This is a genomic window from Cylindrospermum stagnale PCC 7417 (assembly GCF_000317535.1).
GTDB classification, from domain to species: Bacteria; Cyanobacteriota; Cyanobacteriia; order Cyanobacteriales; family Nostocaceae; genus Cylindrospermum; species Cylindrospermum stagnale.
The window spans coordinates 6,309,187-6,326,357 of the sequence record NC_019757.1; the positions used below are offsets into that span (position 1 = coordinate 6,309,187).

Genomic DNA, 17,171 nt, shown 5'->3' on the forward strand with positions numbered 1-17,171 from the left:
GTAAATTTAGGATTTTAAATTTAGTTACTCTGCTTAATCCAAAATCCTAAAAAAGCAATTGATGATTTTTTCAACCGAATTGTGGGATTACAAATCTGTGATTATTCTTCCTTTTCTGAGAATGAATTGAAGTACAGTTTCCCGACGGGAGATAATATCAGCGCGACCCTCCATTCCCGATTTCAGATCACACAAGTGCTCCCCTCTACCCACATAGAGGGTTTCTGGCTCAATAGTCACCTCGTAAGCAGTAGCTGGATTGTTTTTGTTTACTGCTAGGGCATCTGGTGCCACGTTTTTCACAATTCCCTTGAGAGTTCCGTAGTCTGGATAAGGACAAGCAGAAACCTGCATCTGGACTTTTTGACCTGTTTGCACCTTGTCAATATCTTTAGCCTGGACATAAGCCTTAATTTGTAAAGGAGTATCGAGGGGAGCAATTTGGGCGATCGCTTCACTTGGTTGAACTACCTGCCCTGGGTTGCGGAGATTCAGTTGCAGCAATACACCGGAAATCGGCGCTCGAATCACACTCTTACTTAAGTCAGTTCCTATTTGTTGCAGTTCTTGGCGAGTGCGAACGAGTTGCTTTTGTACTTCCAAACGCTGCTGAAGCAAAGACTCTCTTTCTCTTTTCAACCCAGCTACAGTGCCCTCACCCCTTGCCTGTTCTTGCCTAATCCGTTCAGATGCCACGGTAACGGCAGAATTATGAGGATTGATCGCGGTTTTAGCTTTGTCTAGATTTGTTTGGGCCACCTGAAGGGCTTGTTCTTTATCCTCCAAAAGATTTTTAGCAGTAGCTTTGGCTTGTTCTAGCTTGGCTTGGGCAGACTTCAGGGCTTGCTCTTTTTCCTCAAATAGACTGCGAGGAACTGCTCCCGATGCAACTATCGGCAGCAATCGCTCTCGTTGCACTTGGGCTAACTCCAAGGCGGCTTGTGCTTCTTCCACAGTTGCCGTTAAGACTTTATCCCGCCGCAATCGCTCAAGTTGCACCTTGGCTAATGCCAAGGCGGCTTCTGCTTGTGTCATTTCCGCAGTAGCTTTAATTTTCTGATCGTCATAGTTGCGTTGAGTGCCACTTAGCTCCGCTTGTGCAGACGAGATTGTGCGGTTAATTAAGTTTGTTTGGGAGACAATCTGAGTATTGATTTCACCCAGTTGAGCGTTGATTTGACCGAGTTGTAATTGACCTTGCTGAATACTGTTTTGTAGTTGGCTCTTTTGAGTTTGTAGGCGGGAATCATCAACATAAGCGATCGCATCCCCCTGATTCACCACCTGATTGTTTTGCACACCAATCTCTTGCACAGTGCCGCTAATAGCCGACTGAACAACCCGCAGTTCACCCACAGGTCGGATAGTTGCAGGGACTTTGACCGTAACATTGTAGTGGAGCACAGATGTGAGACTCATCCCTGCCACAAAGATCGTCAGCATCACTCCCCCGCCGATGCTAGTCCATTTATTGATATGGGGGAGAAACTCATTAGCTTCAACTAAATGCAGCTGCTCTGGAATCGGTTCATTAAAACGATTCCAAAAATAGTTTTCCTCACGGCCTAAGGAGTTCACAGTATTGCACCTTTTATTTTGAATTGAGACATCAACGGAAATTAGCCTGATCTCATGTCGAATATATGGGTGGCTTCAGATCACTCCAGATCAGGGAATTGCAAACCACGAAACAATCAGGTTCTGACTGAGGTAATATGCCTCAGGGAATAGTAAAAAATTTCCACCCATAGCCACATAGCAAAAAGTAACAGAGTAGCCTGTTAGCACAGGTTCTTTCGGTAATGCGATCGCCTCATAAAGGAACGCTTTGCGCCATCGCCTAGGTTAGACCTCCTTTCCCATCGCTCTTTGAGCAGGCGCTCCACGCCATCGCTAGTGGGCAACACCCAAAAAAATTACCCTAAAACAAGGCTTTTTAAACTTGCCCATTATTGACCAGAACAGAAAGCAGGAAAGCTATAAGCATTGCAAAACACCCTATAACAACGGGTGTACCCTAGGCTAAAACACAAAACCGTAACATATTCTGCTAACAGTAGCAAACATCATAGTTGATAATCGTCTATAATGAGTTGTAGGGGGAAGAGAAAGGAAAACGCTAGCCGCGATCATAATCTTTCTCGTATCTCGAACGTGGGTAAAACGTAGAGAAACAAAATAGAGGAGATAGCTCAAACTCCCTCAAAGTCCTCACTTACATTGAGCGAGTAATCAAAATCTCCTCTCCCCTCTTCTTACTTGGTAAACAAAAGATTCCAGAAATTTATTAGCGGATCTAGTTGTATTTGACGCATTTAGGCTAACTGTCGTTCTTTTCAAAAGGAAAAATGACAGGAAGTTTCTGAGATATGTCTGTAGCATAGCAACTAACTTGTATATCTTGGCTAGAGTCAGAACAAAGAAAGAACAAGTGCGATGCAAAAATCTATTCATTATTTACTCTTAATTGTTTGAAAGCAGCCACGTAATACTCAGTCTCTATATCTGCGAAGCTCTCTGGTGTTGCAGCTAATTTTTCCGGCTCATCTATGGGACTAGTACCGCTATCTCTACGAGACGCTACGCGAACGCGGAATTAAAAATTAGAAATTAAAAATTAAAAAGCATGTACTGTAAAGCTTTCAGCAATTGTGAATGGTAGCTTTATTTCCGCCGTGATGTACTAGTTACAAAATAGGTGGGGGAGGTAAGGCTGTAATCTTCCCAGGAATGCTTCCACCCAGTCCTATGAGATTTTGGGCCGCAGTATTAATGGCCTGATCCCAGCTAAGAGAATAGGCATTGCTGCCTAGGGGAGTGGAAGCGGTTGACTCCAGAGAAAATACAACTTTCTGGGCAAAATTAGTACTACTCAGACCAAAGTCAGCGCCACCAGATACAAGCTCCTGTTCATGAACAGATAACTCGACAAACAACTCGGATGCTATGATTTGATCTGGCATGATTATTAGCCTCTCTAAACCTACATATTTTTTTATGCAGGGGAAGGATCTAGGAAAAAATAATACGACTGAAGAAAAAAATTATTCATTATTTACTTTGGAATTTTTGATAACCCTAATCACCACCGTTAGCCATTGTGATTAAATTAAGGCAATCGACGAGAATCAAAGCTGATTTAAAATCCTTGCTATTTCGGTGTTGCCAGACTTAGCAGCAAAAGTCACTTTGTTTCCGTACTGGCGACAAAAGGTGGAATGATCATCGAATCGCTTGCAGAGGTAGCACCGCCTGAACCCTGGGCAAATGAGTCACCGGTGCTGCCAGCAGGGCCAGAAGCAGTTGCCCCCTGCGTAGTTTTTTTGGAGAATTTAAGTTCTGAACCGTCTCGTATAGCGTTACCCAGAGGATTTATTGGTTGACCACCGCCAAATGCAAGATTCTGTCCACCAGAGAAAAGTTCTTGTTGCTGATCAGATAACGAGACAAACAACTCGAATGCAATAATGTGATCTGACATGATGATTAACCTGACTTAACAAAGCTAGTTTTGGCTAGAGTTCGGGAAAATTTATTCATTTTTTGATGATCGAGTTATCCAAAAAGGATGATTATAAAAAACACTCTCTTCAGCGGTAAGCTAAGACACTTCCAGTGGTGAGAGGGAGGCGGTAAGCCCCGTCTCTTGAGAGCAAGAAACTGTGATTACTTGTAGGAATTCTTAAGGGGCAACAGTGGATATTTGCCCTGAGTTTGTGGTGCTGTTGAGTGGGCCTGTAGCGGCAGATGGGGCATCATCTGCACCAAGTAGAGTTGCAGGAGCTAAGGCACCAATACCTGTAGGAATAGCTCCACCAGAGCCTAACAAAGCTTGTGCAGAGTTACTGATGTAATTATTCTGGAGAGTTGAGTTGGCAGTGTTGCCTAAAGGACCCGAAGTAGTTGTCCCCAGTTGATTGACGACTCTTTGAGTAAAATTGCTTTTACTCAGCTCAGAGTCGGCGCCACCGACTAGAAGCTCTTGTTGTTCATCACATAACTCAATAAACAACTCAACAGCCATGATTAGATGCGACATAATTCTTAACCTTACTGATGTGATCTTGAAAAATCAGGATTCCAGATATCAATTCACAGACAAAGTTTTCCTTGGCGCATTCAGCCAGAAGATGGCATTGTGCAAAAGGGAAAATTACTGGAGAGCTTCTGGAATCCATGCCTGCTGCCAACGCACAAAGAGAAGAAAGCTTGAGCGCCCATCTTGTCATGCGCTACAACCACAACAAAGTTAACTATGCATTTGCCTGCCTAAATGCAAGGAAGCACTTTGGTGCGACATCTGATTTTTTTTGCTGCCTGTGGCGAAGCTTAAAGAGTTGGTGGGGGGGGTAAAGCTCCTATGTCTGTAGGAATGAGTCCACCCAAACCTAAGAAATCTTGTGCCGCTGTATTGGTTATATTACTAGTTGCTGCGGAGTTAGCGAAGCTGCCACCCGGTCCAGAGGCAGTTGATCCCCGTAAAGCGTTAATTCTGTTCGCGAAATTGCTATTACTCAGTTCAAAGTCAGCGCCACCAGTTAGTAACTGTTGTTGTTCATCAGATAAGGCGACAAACAACTCGGATGCATTGATTGGATTTGACATGATTGTTAGCCTCACTTAGATATTTTGAAGCAAAGTATTCCAAAAACTGGCTTGCGGAAACAGTGTTAAGAGCCGCATTCAGCCAAACAATTGGTTGGTGCGAAAGGGTTATCTGCGGGAATACTTAGACGACACATCCAGCGCCTGAGAGGCATCCAGGTCTACTGAGTCCTGCGGCTGGGAGGGTAACACCGACAGATAAATCAGATACGAATATTTGATTTGACACGATTTTTAGTCTAACTGAGGTATTTCAAAAAAAGGATTCCAGAGACTGACTTGTGATTGGGTTGTGAGAAAAAGTAGATGACAGAACGTCTCTGGAATCTACAGCTACCGCCACCACATCAGGAGAAGAAACCTTGAGCACCCTTCTTGTTTAGTGCCACAACAACAACGTTATTTACCGTTCTGTTCTGGAAAACCAAGCAGAATCACCTCTGCAATAGTTAGCTATTAGCAATCAAAATTGCAGATTTTGCCTAGGGGAAGAAAGAAGAACGACCAAGTACGATGTGATAAAGTATTGATTCATTCTTCATTCTTGATTGTTTGATCATCCCCACTCATTATTTCTTACCTAAATGTGCAAAGCACTCTGGTGTGACAGCTGACTTTTTAGGTTACCGATGGGAATGCTTAGATACCCGCTGGTGGGACTGCGGCTATTGCACCGGGGACTGCGGCTATTGCACCGGGGACTGGGGCTACTGGGGCTACACCTTCACCAACACCAAGTTCAGGTGCAGGAGCCAATGCGCCAATACCCGTAGGAATGGTTCCACCCAAGCCCAAGAAATCTTGTGCTGCGGTATTGGTTGCATTATTAATCGCGGCAGAGTTACCTGTGCTGCCACCAGGTCCGGAAGCAGTTGTCCCTTGTAAAGTTGCCAGTCTGTTCGCGAAATTGCTGTTACTCAGCTCAAAGTCGGCACCACCAGCTAGAAGCTCTTGTTGTTCATCAGATAATGCGACAAACAACTCGGATGAATTGATTTGATTTGACATGATTCTTCGCCTCAATTAGATATTTATAAACGAAAGGATTCCAGAGACTGACTTGCTCCCTACAGTTTTAAGAAACCCATTCAGCAAGACGATTGGGTTGTGCGAGAGGTTAGATCACAGAAGTCTCTGGAATCTACAGCTACTGCCACCACATCAGGACAAGAAACCTTGAGCGCCCTGCTTGTTTAGTGCCACAACAACAACGTTGTTTACCGTTTTGTTCTGGAAATCCAAGCAGGATGACTTCTGCAACAGTTAACTATTTGGAATCAAAATTGCAGATTTTACCTAGGGGAAGAAAGAAGGAAGAAAGACCAAGTACGATGTTATAAAGTATTGATTCATTCTTCATTCTTAATTGTTTGATCACCCCCACTCACTATTCCTTACCTAAATGTGGAAAGCACTCTGGTGTGACAGCTGATTTTTTGGGTTCCCGATGGGAATGCTGAGACTCCGCCGACTAAGTTCCGGCAGGGTTAACAACGATGCCTGTAGGAGCACCACCACCACCGGCTGCTTCTGGGGCCGCTGCACCTACACCAACACCAAGTTCAGGTGCAGGAGCCAATGCGCCAATGCCTGTAGGAATGGTTCCACCCAAGCCCAAGAAATCTTGTGCTGCGGTATTAGTTGCATTATTAATCGCGGAAGAGTTACCGGTGCTACCACCCGGTCCGGAAGCAGTTGCCCCTTGTAAATTTGCCAGTCTGTTCGCGAAATTGCTGTTACTCAACTCAAAGTCGGCACCACCAGCTAGAAGTTCTTGTTGTTCATCAGATAACACGACAAACAGCTCAGATGAAATGATTAGATTAGACATGATTCTTTGCCTCACTTACTTTCATTAGGTGTGTGACCACCTAAGAACTTAACTATACGCACTGGCTCCCAGGAATTCATAAATCTAGAGGCTGAATTAAAACTTAAATGTTTACTTCTAAAAGTAGATATAAAAAAAACTTTTATGTGTTTTTGCCAGACAAATATCCTGAGAGTAGTCATGGTAAATATTGAATATTTTTCCAAAAATTTGCCAAATTCATGAAAATAAACACGGTTATTGCCAAGCTGCGACCAGTAGTTTACAAGTAATATCATGTCCGGCTAATTACTTTTGTTCCTAAGTAATAGGTAATTGATAACTGGCTACTAACCAATTACCTATTAACAGAGATACAAAGATACAGATCAGTTAAATATTCAATTCTTCAATTCTCGCTATCATTTCTAGTCTTCCTAGAAGAGAAAGATCAAAACATTCATACTTCGTCCTTTTATCAGCAGTCCCACTGAAATTCAGCTAAGATTAATAAGCAGAAAACCATCAGAGTGCCAGTACCGATAAACTGCCAAGTACCGATATAAGGCAAGATTAAAATTCCCAGTAGGTGAAAGATGCTGGTGAAAATGAAGGCACGCGATCGCACTGCTAACCCTGTACACAAGTAGCCAAGTGTACTCAACCCTAACCACAATGGACAGAGGTGTATTAATATTTCCCCCCAGCCGAGAAAAATACTCAAATCAGTTAATATCACCCCAAATAGCATGAGGATTATCCAACAATATAGTAACCAGCTTACTCGTTTTACATTTACCCAATGGCTAGTCAAAATTACCATGACGGTGATACCAGTACAACTGAGAATTGACCATAAAGTAGCTTGTAAATTCCAGCTAATAGGGATAAATTGGGCAGTCATAAATATCGGTATAAGTAACAAACTCCAAAATATACAAGCTTGATCAACGCGAGTGTAAAATGTCGAATAAAGCGGAATTTTGCCAATTTGCCAGTTAACGCACCACAGTCCTTCCAATTGTTCAATTTCCACAGTTAACTGCTTACGGCACAGGGGTGGTTTTGAATAATTAAAAAAGCTCATTTTTTTAAGAAAAATTAATTTTCTAACCCGGTAAATTACCGTACTTATTTCCTATATAAATTGAGCAAAGGCTTAATCCCACTCTCTCTGAGGTGATAAGTTTAGCAATGGTATATTCGGCTTCTGGCAAAAATACGGTCTCGGAATATTAAAAACCACAGATGCACACAAATAAATACATAATATTTATGGTTGTGCATCTTTAATTTATCTATGGTTGCACTTTCATAACATTGACTTTTGTCAATTAATTCCAGTATTTTAGATTGACTCAATACCTCAATACAGGCAATACGATTCGGTTAACGTTTGAATCTATCGAAGATCCCCCCAACCCCCCTTAAAAAGGGGGGCTTTTAAGGCTCTTTTACCCCCTTGTTCAGGGGGTCGCCGCAGGCGGGGGAATCTTATCCGAACCGTATTGTCAGTACAGGGGCTTGATTTAAGAAAAATATCTCTTTTTTATCCCAATACAGTGATGTAGAGACCTTACAGTACAGTCTCTACATTAGTTGATGGTCTTAAAAACAAGCGGATTGTTTTTTATGCATAACTAAATTTAGTTGCTCTAAAACCTTTTTTAAATTTTGGATTTTGATGATTCAATCTAAAATTTGGTTAGAGGTGAAAACTGGTTTTTGATTTTGGAATTTTATTTACAGACTATAGTAAAAACAATAAACCCCCAGGATAAAGTCTCTCTAGGGGGTTATTTGGGAATTTAAATAGCAAATAAATCTCTGCTAACTCTGCTAAATACCTACAAGAACAACTATTTATCAATCAGTTAATTGCTAGTAGCTGAGTTAAGCTAAAAGCTAGTGCTGCACTACCTAGAGGAACTGTCAAATTGTCAATACCCAGAAACGAAAATGCTTCTAAAGCAGTGGCGATAACTGCTACTAACAGTGATATCACCCAAGTTTGCCAAATGTTTCCTTGTGTTCCTAGTAAAATTAAACTACAGACGAGATAGCTAACGAGGGTCATTGTTAGAGAACCTTCCCAACTTTTTTGTGACCCGAAAATTTTATACTTATGTTTACCAAAGCGCTGCCCAATTAAGGCTGCTAGTCCGTCTCCCCAGGCCATAATCATAATGCCTAGGGCGGCGTACTGGGGTTGTTGCAAGTGCCAAAAGCAAGCAACTAAAACGCCGATGCTGACGGCGTAAAAAAATGTTCCTAAACTTTGGCGGCCGACGCTATTAATACCGGGGAGAATTGGCAAGAGGTAAGACAATAAGGTGATAGCACTCGCTAAAATTGAAGCTGTAATCCCTACGCTGGCGGGGATATCTAGCCACCAAGCGATGAGTATTACATGACCGGTGCCAATATGAACTATTTTGCGGATGATTTCGGGTTCGCTATTGGTAAAGTGACTTACCGCCCAAGCGAGGAGGATAATGAACAAAACCCAAATTGCAGCAGGTGCAATTTGCAGCCATAAGGGGGGAATGAACTCTAAACCGGCAAATGTACTCAACAAAGATGCTTCTGAGAAATTTTGACCTTTGTTACCACTTTATTAGATTTGGGCGGATATGAAAATATTATTGATTTGGCTGATTAAAGGCTATCGAATGTTTATTTCGCCGTTGTTTCCCCCGACTTGTCGCTTTCAACCAACTTGTTCGATGTATGCGATGGAAGCAGTTGAACGTTTTGGGGTCTTGCGCGGTGGCTGGATGGCTACTCGGCGGATTTTGCGCTGTCATCCGTTTCATCCGGGGGGTTATGATCCGGTGCCGGAGAAGGCGGTAAAATCGTCTTGTTGTGAAGATGAATAATTTTTTGTCTCACGCAAAAGCGCAAAGAAGAGTGGAAGGGTGGGGGCTAGATGATAACTGCTGTAACAGTGCTAGGAATGATTGTAGGTGACAGATCAGCCGGATTAAATACCCATTTCTTGTTCCCAACGGCGTAAAACATCTTGATTAAAAGATTCTGTTGAGCTTCTAAAACCACCAAATTGATTAGGTGACTCTCCAACAAAATACTCCTGGTCTGGATGGGTTTCAGCAACCTGTAGTTGGTCGATTCTTACTTCCCAAAGCTTAGTTTCATTCACACTTCCATTGAGGTGAAGTTTTCCATTGAGAGCTAGATGTACACCAATGCCTAGTTCTTTCGCGTTCTGTGCAGCATCAGCTACAACAGCATAGAATAAGATATGAAAAAGAATTAACCGCAGATAAACGCAGATAAACGCAGATAAAGATGGATAATTAAATTGATTTCATCATTCTGTGCAGCCTCACATAAATTTGCATTTTGATCTATTATATTTTCTGCTTTTTGCTCTATCAAAGCAGAAATAATATCTGATCCTCGGTTATCCATATGAACTTCTTCAGTAGTAATAGGATCTACCCAAGCTGGTGATTCATGTAGAATTGTGACTATATCAGGTAAAAGTTCTTCTGTGGGATAAGAAATATAATCAGGATTTATCTACTTTAGAGTCTCTTTAAAAGCATTTGTTTCTGTATCATTCTCAGGTATGGGTAAAATAGCATTTGCCGCACTACCCCATACATGAGTGTAGAGAGTTACTGCGTTGATTAAATCTTCTCTGTTGCGAACTAAATAAACGAGGCGGAGAGGACGGGGCTTTACGTTAAGGGTAATTTCTCTTTCAGAATGTTGCATTTTTTAGCCTTTATATATTGCACTTGCAATATAGAATACAATTCCTACAGAAGTTGTCTATAGTATGTATACGTAAGTTAGACTAATTAACTATTGTAATTTTCAAGAAAATGCGACCTTATCATCAAGTCACGATTATTGAATGTGGCGAACCATTAGTAGAGATTCCTTTAGAACTGTTTGCGGTGGAATCTCCTCATCCTTATGAAAAATTAGGTGCTAATTACGGGGAATACTCGCCTTATTATCTCCGCCAAAGTGTGGTCGAACGGTTGTTGTCAGCGCAAAATTTTTTACAATTGCTGCGTCCTGATTGGCGGATTCAAATTTTTGATGCTTATCGTCCGGTGGCTGTGCAGCAGTTTATGGTTGATTATAGTTTTGGGTTGGCGTTGCGGGAAAGGGGATTGATTGAGGCGGATTTGTCACCCCAGCAACGTGAGGAGATTTGGCGGGTGGTTTATGAGATTTGGGCTGCACCGAGTTTGGATGAAAAAACTCCGCCTCCTCACAGTACGGGGGGGGCGGTGGATATCAATCTGGTGGATGCTGGGGGAAATATTGTGAATATGGGTTCGCCGATTGATGAGATGTCGGCGCGATCGCATCCCGATTATTATGCTGATAGTGATCAGCAGTATCATGCTAACCGTCAATTATTGCTGGATGTGATGCTAAAAGCTGGATTTGAACGCAATCCAAGAGAGTGGTGGCATTTTTCATTTGGTGATCAAATGTGGGCTTGGTTGCATAATCAATCAAATCCAGCTAATCCTGTGACAGCGAGTTATGGACGTTTGGCCTAGGTGCAGTTTTAAGCATCTTGAGGATTTAGTGGTGGGAATCTCAGTACCGAATTAAGCATCTTCAGGATTAAGTTTACTCATTAGCCAAGTGGTATAAGTGCCAATGGGACTCCAGAGTAAATAAGGAACTAGTAATAATGCTGCCCAACCAGAAATCGGTAAGACTGCAAGGGTAACTAAAACACAGATGATAAAACCTGTAGCACCGAGAATTGTCCCTACTTTCAGACTGCGAAGCCTGAACATTACAGGAGTGTAAGCTATGGTAAAAATTTCCAGAAGCAGGTATAAACCCATCATTAACTCTGTGGTGCTGGTTCCTGGGTTGTGTTCCCAAACAATATAAGCTGACCAAGCGCCGCAGATAAAGATCACAGTCCAGATCAGGGGAATTGCGGCTTCAAAGGTTAGCCATCTGGGACGTTGTAAGCGCTTGAACCATTGGCGATCGCTCGGCGTAATCAAGTTAGCTGCTGAGGCAACTAAAAAAGCCACTGCCCCAATTATCATCCAAGATTTAATCATGCTGCCTCTTAATTCTTTGCGATCTGCCGTTTGTCCAGGGAAACCAAGTTCAGGCAGCAGAGCGATGCTAACACTGCCTATGGCTTAAATATCACGCATTCTAGGGTTATTTTGGCAATTTAGTGGCTAATTTTCATCGTCCCTGAGTTTGATAACTTGCCCTTAGCTGATGATCTTTCAGGTTTCTGGAGCATTAGAAAATCAAACTAATCCGGAACGGAGGGCGACAACTGCTGCTTTGACGCGATCGTCAACTGCAAGTTTGTTCATAATCCCCCGGACGTGTGTTTTCACGGTGTTGGGACTGAGATAGAGTTTTGCGGCAATTTCTGGGTTGCTCAATCCATCTACTATCAGTTTCAACACTTCTAACTCGCGTCCAGATAAGTTGGCGGTGTTGTTGATGATTGAGGGTGGTTTAAGATTGTCTATTACTCGCCGGGCAATTTGGGGATCGAGGTAGGCTGCACCATCAACTGCGGCAGCGATCGCACTCAACAGTCGTTCTATACTTGCACCTTTGATGCAATATGCGTCTGCACCGCTAGATAGAGCGGCGATAATTTCCGTTTCTGTTTGATGAGATGTCAGCATGACTACATGAGTTTCTGGTAGCGCTGCTTTAATTTGCTGTGTCGCAGCAATGCCATCGAGTCGGGGTAAGCCAATATCCATCACCACCAAATCAGGTTTCAGTTGTAGTGCTAGTTGCACACCTAAATAACCGTCTTCTGCTTGGCCGACGATCTCCAATTGGGGTTGAGCCATTAATGATTGTTCTAGCCCCAGTTGCATCATTGGATCATCTTCGACAATTAACAAGCGCAAAGGGGACTTATCCGCCGGCAAATTTAGGTTCGTCATTTGTTAAGGGGTTTCCAAGAAATAAATTATCCAAATAAACGAACCGCAGAGGCACAGAGAACACAGAGACAGGAGAAATAGAGAGGATTTTTGCGTCAGTTTTGGGATATTTTTTTATTTGGAAGTCCCTGATTGTGGGTTGTCCTAAATTCTTTACTCTTCTACCCGATATCCCAATTCTGCTAAAGTCATCCGTGACTGACGCCATTTTGGTTGAACTTTGACAAATAGTTCTAGGTAGACTTTACCTGCGATCAGCTTTTGGATTTGTTCGCGAGCTTCACTACCAATGGCTTTAAGCATTGCACCACCTTTGCCAATGAGAATGCCTTTTTGGGAATCCCGCTCGACATTGATCGTAGCCAGTACACGGGTAATGCTGGGGGTTTCTTCGACTTTGTCAATGGCGATCGCTACTGAATGGGGTACTTCTTCTCGCGTCAGCAGCAAAATCTGTTCGCGAATCAACTCACCCATAATAAAACGTTCTGGCTGATCAGTGACTAAATCCGGCGGGTAGTACATCGGCCCGCGTTCTAAATCTTTAATTAACAACTCTTGCAGCTGCGGTAATCCATCGCCAGTCTTAGCAGAAAATTTCACAGTTTGCCAGTGATGGGTGGAGGCTAACTGAGCGTAACTATCATCGATAAACTCGGTAACTGTCGGTTGTTCGTCGATTTTATTGATCCCCAAAATCACCGACGTTTCGCTGCGACACAGCAATTCGGCAACATAGCGATCGCCAGAACCACAAGCCACCGTACCATCGACAACGAACAGCAACACATCTACTGACTCAATCGCAATCTTGGCATTTTTTACCAGCACTTCCCCTAATTGATGATGGGGTTTATGAATTCCTGGGGTATCGACAAAAATTAGTTGCGCCTCTGGTGTGGTTAAAATCCCGCGTAAGCGATTACGTGTAGTTTGGGCTACTGGTGATGTAATGGCGATTTTTTGCCCGACTATGTGATTCATCAAAGTAGATTTACCGACATTAGGGCGACCAATAATGCCGATAAAACCCGATTTAAATTCAGGAGGAGCCTGGGGAATTGTGACTTCTCCTGAAAAAGAGAAGTTGTAATTATCAATACTAGTCACCGTTGGCTCAACCCTCTTATGTTACAGCTTGGATAAATTGGTTTTTTGCTTAGACACAAAACAGACATAAAATTACTGTTATCACGCCTATAACTCAGTATAGCGCTGGTGAACCTCATGGCATCGCTATTGATTTGAGAGACCGAGAAGGTGTGCAGATGATTAGCCCAAATCACGGGAATTTGTCGGTGGTAGCAATTAACGCAGCACTACTAAATAATCCCTAGTACAAATTCGCCTTCATTTACAGCCTGATTAGTTGAGACATCATAGACTAATCCATCTTGTTGAGCGCAGACATCAATCACAGTGGGTAATTGACCTTCTTTATTAAAACTGAGAATTTGATACAGTCTTTCGCCTGTTTTTACGGCACTCCCCAAGGCAATTCTCGATTGAATCATGCCACCTGCGATCGCATAGTATCTTGTTCTTTTGCTACTGGCCGCAAAATACATTTGATGCGATCTGGTTTCCTCTAAAGGAAAGCCAGGGATTTGCAACACACCTTTGTGCGCTAAATAGTTTTTTATCCCCCGCACACCTTTAGCGACTGAATTAGGGTTCATCTGCATTCCTGCACCCAGTTCCAGAGTCCAAGCTTCTAGATCAAATTTGATATTTCTGCCCAGCTTTTGAAACTCAGCTTCCAGTGCTAACCAAGGCTTGATAAAAGCCTCATCAAAAGCATCCCCATCATATTTATCCAGTAATATGCCAAAATCCAGCAGGAAATAATTAGCGCTGTCTGCTCGATTTTGGCAGTAATAAAGGTAGTCTAACCCTTGATTTGTAGCACTGTGTATGTCAATTAGGTAGTCTGCATCTAAGCTGAGAGATTGGAGTTTGTTCCGAAACTGCTCAGTGTAGGGTATACCACCGGGGGAGTTAGTTTCTTCTAAAATTTTGGCAAATTTATCTTTAATTGCAGTGAGATAATTTTGTCGGACGACCTCTAGATCACAATCAAGTTGAGTAAAAGCTGCTAAATCATCAGCTTCTTTTTCGTAGTCCCAAAAGATGCGATTCCAGTCTTTGGATTCGTAAGCACAGTACCTACCAGGAGAAAAATGGTGTGCACGCGCATTTACTCCCATTGGATTACAAACAGGAACCAGCCAGATTTGCCCTGCTAAATCTGTAACATTTAGTGAGAGCAAAAATTCGATTAGTTGGTGAATAACGGCATTGCCAGCAATTTCTGCACCGTGCAGGTTAGATTGAATGTAAACTTTTTTACCAGGATTTGCGCCTTTAAATTGATAAACTTGCAGAGAAAGGCGATCTCCTGAAGCCATTTGTCGTAAAAAAATCGTTTCAATATTGGGAATCATCAAAACATTCCTTAACTCCCCGGTAAATTCCGCAAGCGATCGCCCAAATGAGTCCGGTCTGCCAAAACCTGCAACAGTGGCCCATGAGAGGTAAATTCTACAATACTTAACGAGCTAACCGGGCATCCCCAACGATAGCGGAAGCGTCCGACATCAATTCCCAGTAAACTACAGAGAATAATTCTGATAGTTGCTTTATGGGCAACAATTAACACATTACCACTGTGATAAAGTTGCCTAATTTCTTCAATTACCTGCATAGCGCGTCCGGCAATTGTCACTGCCATTTCCCCACCTGTTGGGGCATTCCAAGCCGGGTCGGCTGACCAACGAATATAATCATCATGATATTCGCGGTTGATTTCTTCTGGGGTTTTTCCCTCCCACTGGCCATAGTTAATTTCTTTCAAACCATCTCGCAGTTCTGGTTGCATCCCAGTTGCGGCACACAAGGGTTTGGCTGTGGCTAAAGTTCGCTTCATGGGGGAGCAAAAAACCGCCTTCCAAGGGGTAGAACTGTAGGCAGCGGCAAAAGCCTGTGCCATCTCCAAGCCTTCGGGGGTAAGTTCTGAGTCGATCGCACCGCAATAGGCATTATTGCGACTGAATTCTGTTTGTCCGTGACGCAGGAAATAAAGAGTTAGGCTCACAGTAGATTTTCACCGATTTTCAAGGATATTCTCAGTCAGAGAGGTGAATATTGCCGCTTTAACCGCTGCCAAATTGTGTTGCGAGGCACAAAAAGGGCAACAGCACCCGCTCGCGCGATGGTGCATCGCTAATATTAAAAAAGTGCCACTATTCAGATTCACACCCTTTGACAAACAACACAATGGTAACAACCGCAGTTAATCCATATCTCGATGGCAACTTTGCCCCAGTCCACGCAGAAATTACCACTGACACCCTGCAAGTAATTGGTGAGCTACCCCCTGAGCTATCGGGGATATTTCTCCGGAATGGCCCGAACCCCCAATGGTCACCCAAGGGTAATTACCACTGGTTTGACGGAGATGGGATGTTGCACGGAGTGCAAATTAGCAACGGCAAAGCCACTTATCGCAATCGCTACATCCAGACAGCAGGATGGAAAACTGAGCAAGCAGCAGGTAAAGCCCTTTGGACTGGATTTGCCGAACCCCCGCAGATGGAAAACCCCCAAGGTCCTTACAAAAATGTTGCCAATACTGCCCTTGTTTGGCACGCTGGGCAACTTTTGGCGCTATGGGAAGGGGGAGCGCCTCATGCCATTAAAGTTCCTGAGTTAGAGACAATTGGCGAGTACACCTACAATGACAAGCTAGTTTCTGCTTTTACTGCCCATCCGAAGGTAGACCCAGTGATCGGCGAGATGATGTTCTTTGGCTACTCTCCGTTGACACCACCTTACCTAAAATATAGTGTGGTTTCAGCCGAGGGTGAACTGTTGTCAACAGTGCCAATTGACTTGCCTATAGGGGTGATGATGCACGATTTTGCTATCACCGAAAACTACACAATTTTTATGGATCTGCCGCTGACTTTTAGCAGCAAACGAATGCAACGGGGAGAACCGATGATGCTGTTTGAGCGCGATCGCCCCAGTCGTTTTGGTATTGTCCCCCGTTTCGGCAATAACAGCAACATCCGCTGGTTTGAAAGTCCTGCCTGCTACGTCTTCCATACCCTCAACGCCTACGAAGAAGAAGATGAAATAGTACTTATTGCCTGTCGCATGAGTTCCACAAACGTCTTAGTTGCTGAAGGAATGCAACCCGATCCAGACGGAGATATCCCACGCCTGCATCAGTGGCGGTTTAACCTGAGTAAAGGGACAGTCCGCGAAGAAATGCTAGATGATACACCAGGGGAATTTCCCTGTGTCAACGAAAACCTGTTAGGACAAAAAACCCAATATGGTTACATTGGTAAGTGGGCAGATGCTACCTTGCCTTTGTTCGATGGTCTAATTAAATACGATCTCAACAGCGGCAAGTCCGAAACTCATACATTCAGACAAGGATGCTATGGCGGTGCAGCTGCGTTTGCACCCCGTCCTGGTGCCACAGATGAAGATGATGGCTGGCTGATAACTTTTGTCCACAACGAAGGTAAAGGAACTTCTGAATTAGTGGTGCTGAATGCCCAAGATGTGACCGGTGAAGCGGCGGCGCGGGTGTTAATTCCCCAACGCGTACCCTATGGGTTTCACAGCGCTTGGGTTTCTGAGGCACAGTTGAGGGGCGCTTAAAAAACCTTCTAAAAAAACGTAATATCTAAAGTGGTGTTACGGCGCATTTTACGGCGCATTGGTGTCAATTTAAGCGCAAATTCTTACCATATCTCGTTCCCAGTCTCCGACTGGGAATGTCATCATAGAGGCAGAGCCTCTACTGT

Annotated in this window: 20 protein-coding genes; 3 read left to right on the forward strand and 17 right to left on the reverse strand. The window is 43.4% G+C overall.

The features are described from left to right. Positions 1-87 precede the first annotated feature (87 nt). The 9 genes from CYLST_RS26685 to CYLST_RS26725 all read right to left on the reverse strand — a co-directional run bounded on the left by CYLST_RS26685 (position 88) and on the right by CYLST_RS26725 (position 8,993). Positions 88-1,578 (reverse strand): HlyD family secretion protein, encoded by a 1,491-nt coding sequence (locus CYLST_RS26685; RefSeq protein WP_015210847.1) that lies wholly within the window; start codon positions 1,576-1,578, stop codon positions 88-90. A 1,109-nt stretch (positions 1,579-2,687) separates the two neighbouring features. Beyond that, positions 2,688-2,963, reverse strand: a complete 276-nt coding sequence (locus CYLST_RS26690) for a CTB family bacteriocin (protein WP_015210848.1) — start codon at positions 2,961-2,963, stop codon at positions 2,688-2,690. Positions 2,964-3,184: 221 nt separating this feature from the next. Beyond that, complete coding sequence (locus CYLST_RS26695) at positions 3,185-3,481, reverse strand: CTB family bacteriocin (RefSeq protein ID WP_015210849.1); 297 nt, start codon at positions 3,479-3,481, stop codon at positions 3,185-3,187. A gap of 201 nt (positions 3,482-3,682) precedes the next feature. Then, positions 3,683-4,039, reverse strand: a complete 357-nt coding sequence (locus CYLST_RS32540; protein WP_015210850.1) for a CTB family bacteriocin — start codon at positions 4,037-4,039, stop codon at positions 3,683-3,685. A 290-nt stretch (positions 4,040-4,329) separates the two neighbouring features. Continuing rightward, positions 4,330-4,605, reverse strand: coding sequence for a CTB family bacteriocin (locus CYLST_RS26705; protein WP_015210851.1), 276 nt, complete (start codon positions 4,603-4,605; stop codon positions 4,330-4,332). Positions 4,606-5,244: 639 nt separating this feature from the next. After that, positions 5,245-5,613, reverse strand: a complete 369-nt coding sequence (locus CYLST_RS26710; protein WP_015210852.1) for a CTB family bacteriocin — start codon at positions 5,611-5,613, stop codon at positions 5,245-5,247. Positions 5,614-6,076: 463 nt separating this feature from the next. Beyond that, a complete protein-coding gene (locus tag CYLST_RS32545) occupies positions 6,077-6,436 on the reverse strand; it encodes a CTB family bacteriocin (RefSeq protein ID WP_015210853.1) in 360 nt (119 codons plus the stop codon). Between the two features lie 457 nt (positions 6,437-6,893). Then, positions 6,894-7,502, reverse strand: coding sequence for a hypothetical protein (locus CYLST_RS26720; protein ID WP_015210855.1), 609 nt, complete (start codon positions 7,500-7,502; stop codon positions 6,894-6,896). 783 nt (positions 7,503-8,285) lie between these two features. Further along, positions 8,286-8,993, reverse strand: coding sequence for a diacylglycerol/polyprenol kinase family protein (locus CYLST_RS26725; RefSeq protein WP_015210856.1), 708 nt, complete (start codon positions 8,991-8,993; stop codon positions 8,286-8,288). A gap of 55 nt (positions 8,994-9,048) precedes the next feature. Between CYLST_RS26725 and yidD the strand changes: the two genes are divergently transcribed. Next, positions 9,049-9,294: a membrane protein insertion efficiency factor YidD gene (gene yidD, locus CYLST_RS26730; RefSeq protein ID WP_015210857.1), complete on the forward strand. Its 246-nt coding sequence runs from the start codon at positions 9,049-9,051 to the stop codon at positions 9,292-9,294. A gap of 104 nt (positions 9,295-9,398) precedes the next feature. On the opposite strand, the gene CYLST_RS34880 is transcribed toward yidD, so the two are convergent. The 3 genes from CYLST_RS34880 to CYLST_RS26735 all read right to left on the reverse strand — a co-directional run bounded on the left by CYLST_RS34880 (position 9,399) and on the right by CYLST_RS26735 (position 10,156). After that, complete coding sequence (locus CYLST_RS34880; protein ID WP_015210858.1) at positions 9,399-9,575, reverse strand: hypothetical protein; 177 nt, start codon at positions 9,573-9,575, stop codon at positions 9,399-9,401. A 113-nt stretch (positions 9,576-9,688) separates the two neighbouring features. After that, positions 9,689-9,847, reverse strand: coding sequence for a hypothetical protein (locus CYLST_RS34885; protein ID WP_015210859.1), 159 nt, complete (start codon positions 9,845-9,847; stop codon positions 9,689-9,691). A gap of 111 nt (positions 9,848-9,958) precedes the next feature. Next, entirely contained in the window at positions 9,959-10,156 is a 198-nt protein-coding gene (locus tag CYLST_RS26735) for a hypothetical protein (RefSeq protein WP_015210860.1), read from the reverse strand. Between the two features lie 110 nt (positions 10,157-10,266). Here CYLST_RS26735 and CYLST_RS26740 point away from each other — a divergent pair, with 110 nt between their 5' ends. Then, positions 10,267-10,962, forward strand: coding sequence for a M15 family metallopeptidase (locus CYLST_RS26740; RefSeq protein WP_015210861.1), 696 nt, complete (start codon positions 10,267-10,269; stop codon positions 10,960-10,962). A 51-nt stretch (positions 10,963-11,013) separates the two neighbouring features. Here the strand turns inward: CYLST_RS26740 and CYLST_RS26745 are convergent, their stop codons facing one another. The 5 genes from CYLST_RS26745 to CYLST_RS26765 form a co-directional block, all read right to left on the reverse strand. Continuing rightward, positions 11,014-11,487 carry a TspO/MBR family protein gene (locus CYLST_RS26745; protein WP_015210862.1) on the reverse strand — a complete coding sequence of 158 codons (474 nt, stop codon included), beginning with the start codon at positions 11,485-11,487 and terminating at the stop codon, positions 11,014-11,016. Positions 11,488-11,688: 201 nt separating this feature from the next. Then, positions 11,689-12,351 (reverse strand): response regulator, encoded by a 663-nt coding sequence (locus CYLST_RS26750; protein ID WP_015210863.1) that lies wholly within the window; start codon positions 12,349-12,351, stop codon positions 11,689-11,691. Positions 12,352-12,504: 153 nt separating this feature from the next. Beyond that, a complete protein-coding gene (gene era, locus CYLST_RS26755; RefSeq protein ID WP_015210865.1) occupies positions 12,505-13,461 on the reverse strand; it encodes a GTPase Era in 957 nt (318 codons plus the stop codon). A 212-nt stretch (positions 13,462-13,673) separates the two neighbouring features. After that, positions 13,674-14,795 (reverse strand): succinylglutamate desuccinylase/aspartoacylase family protein, encoded by a 1,122-nt coding sequence (locus CYLST_RS26760; RefSeq protein WP_015210866.1) that lies wholly within the window; start codon positions 14,793-14,795, stop codon positions 13,674-13,676. 11 nt (positions 14,796-14,806) lie between these two features. Then, positions 14,807-15,445 (reverse strand): histidine phosphatase family protein, encoded by a 639-nt coding sequence (locus CYLST_RS26765; RefSeq protein WP_015210867.1) that lies wholly within the window; start codon positions 15,443-15,445, stop codon positions 14,807-14,809. Between the two features lie 182 nt (positions 15,446-15,627). On the opposite strand from CYLST_RS26765, the gene CYLST_RS26770 reads away from it, so the two are divergent. Beyond that, on the forward strand, positions 15,628-17,025 hold the full coding sequence (locus tag CYLST_RS26770; RefSeq protein WP_015210868.1) for a carotenoid oxygenase family protein: 1,398 nt from the start codon (positions 15,628-15,630) through the stop codon (positions 17,023-17,025). Positions 17,026-17,171 lie beyond the last annotated feature (146 nt).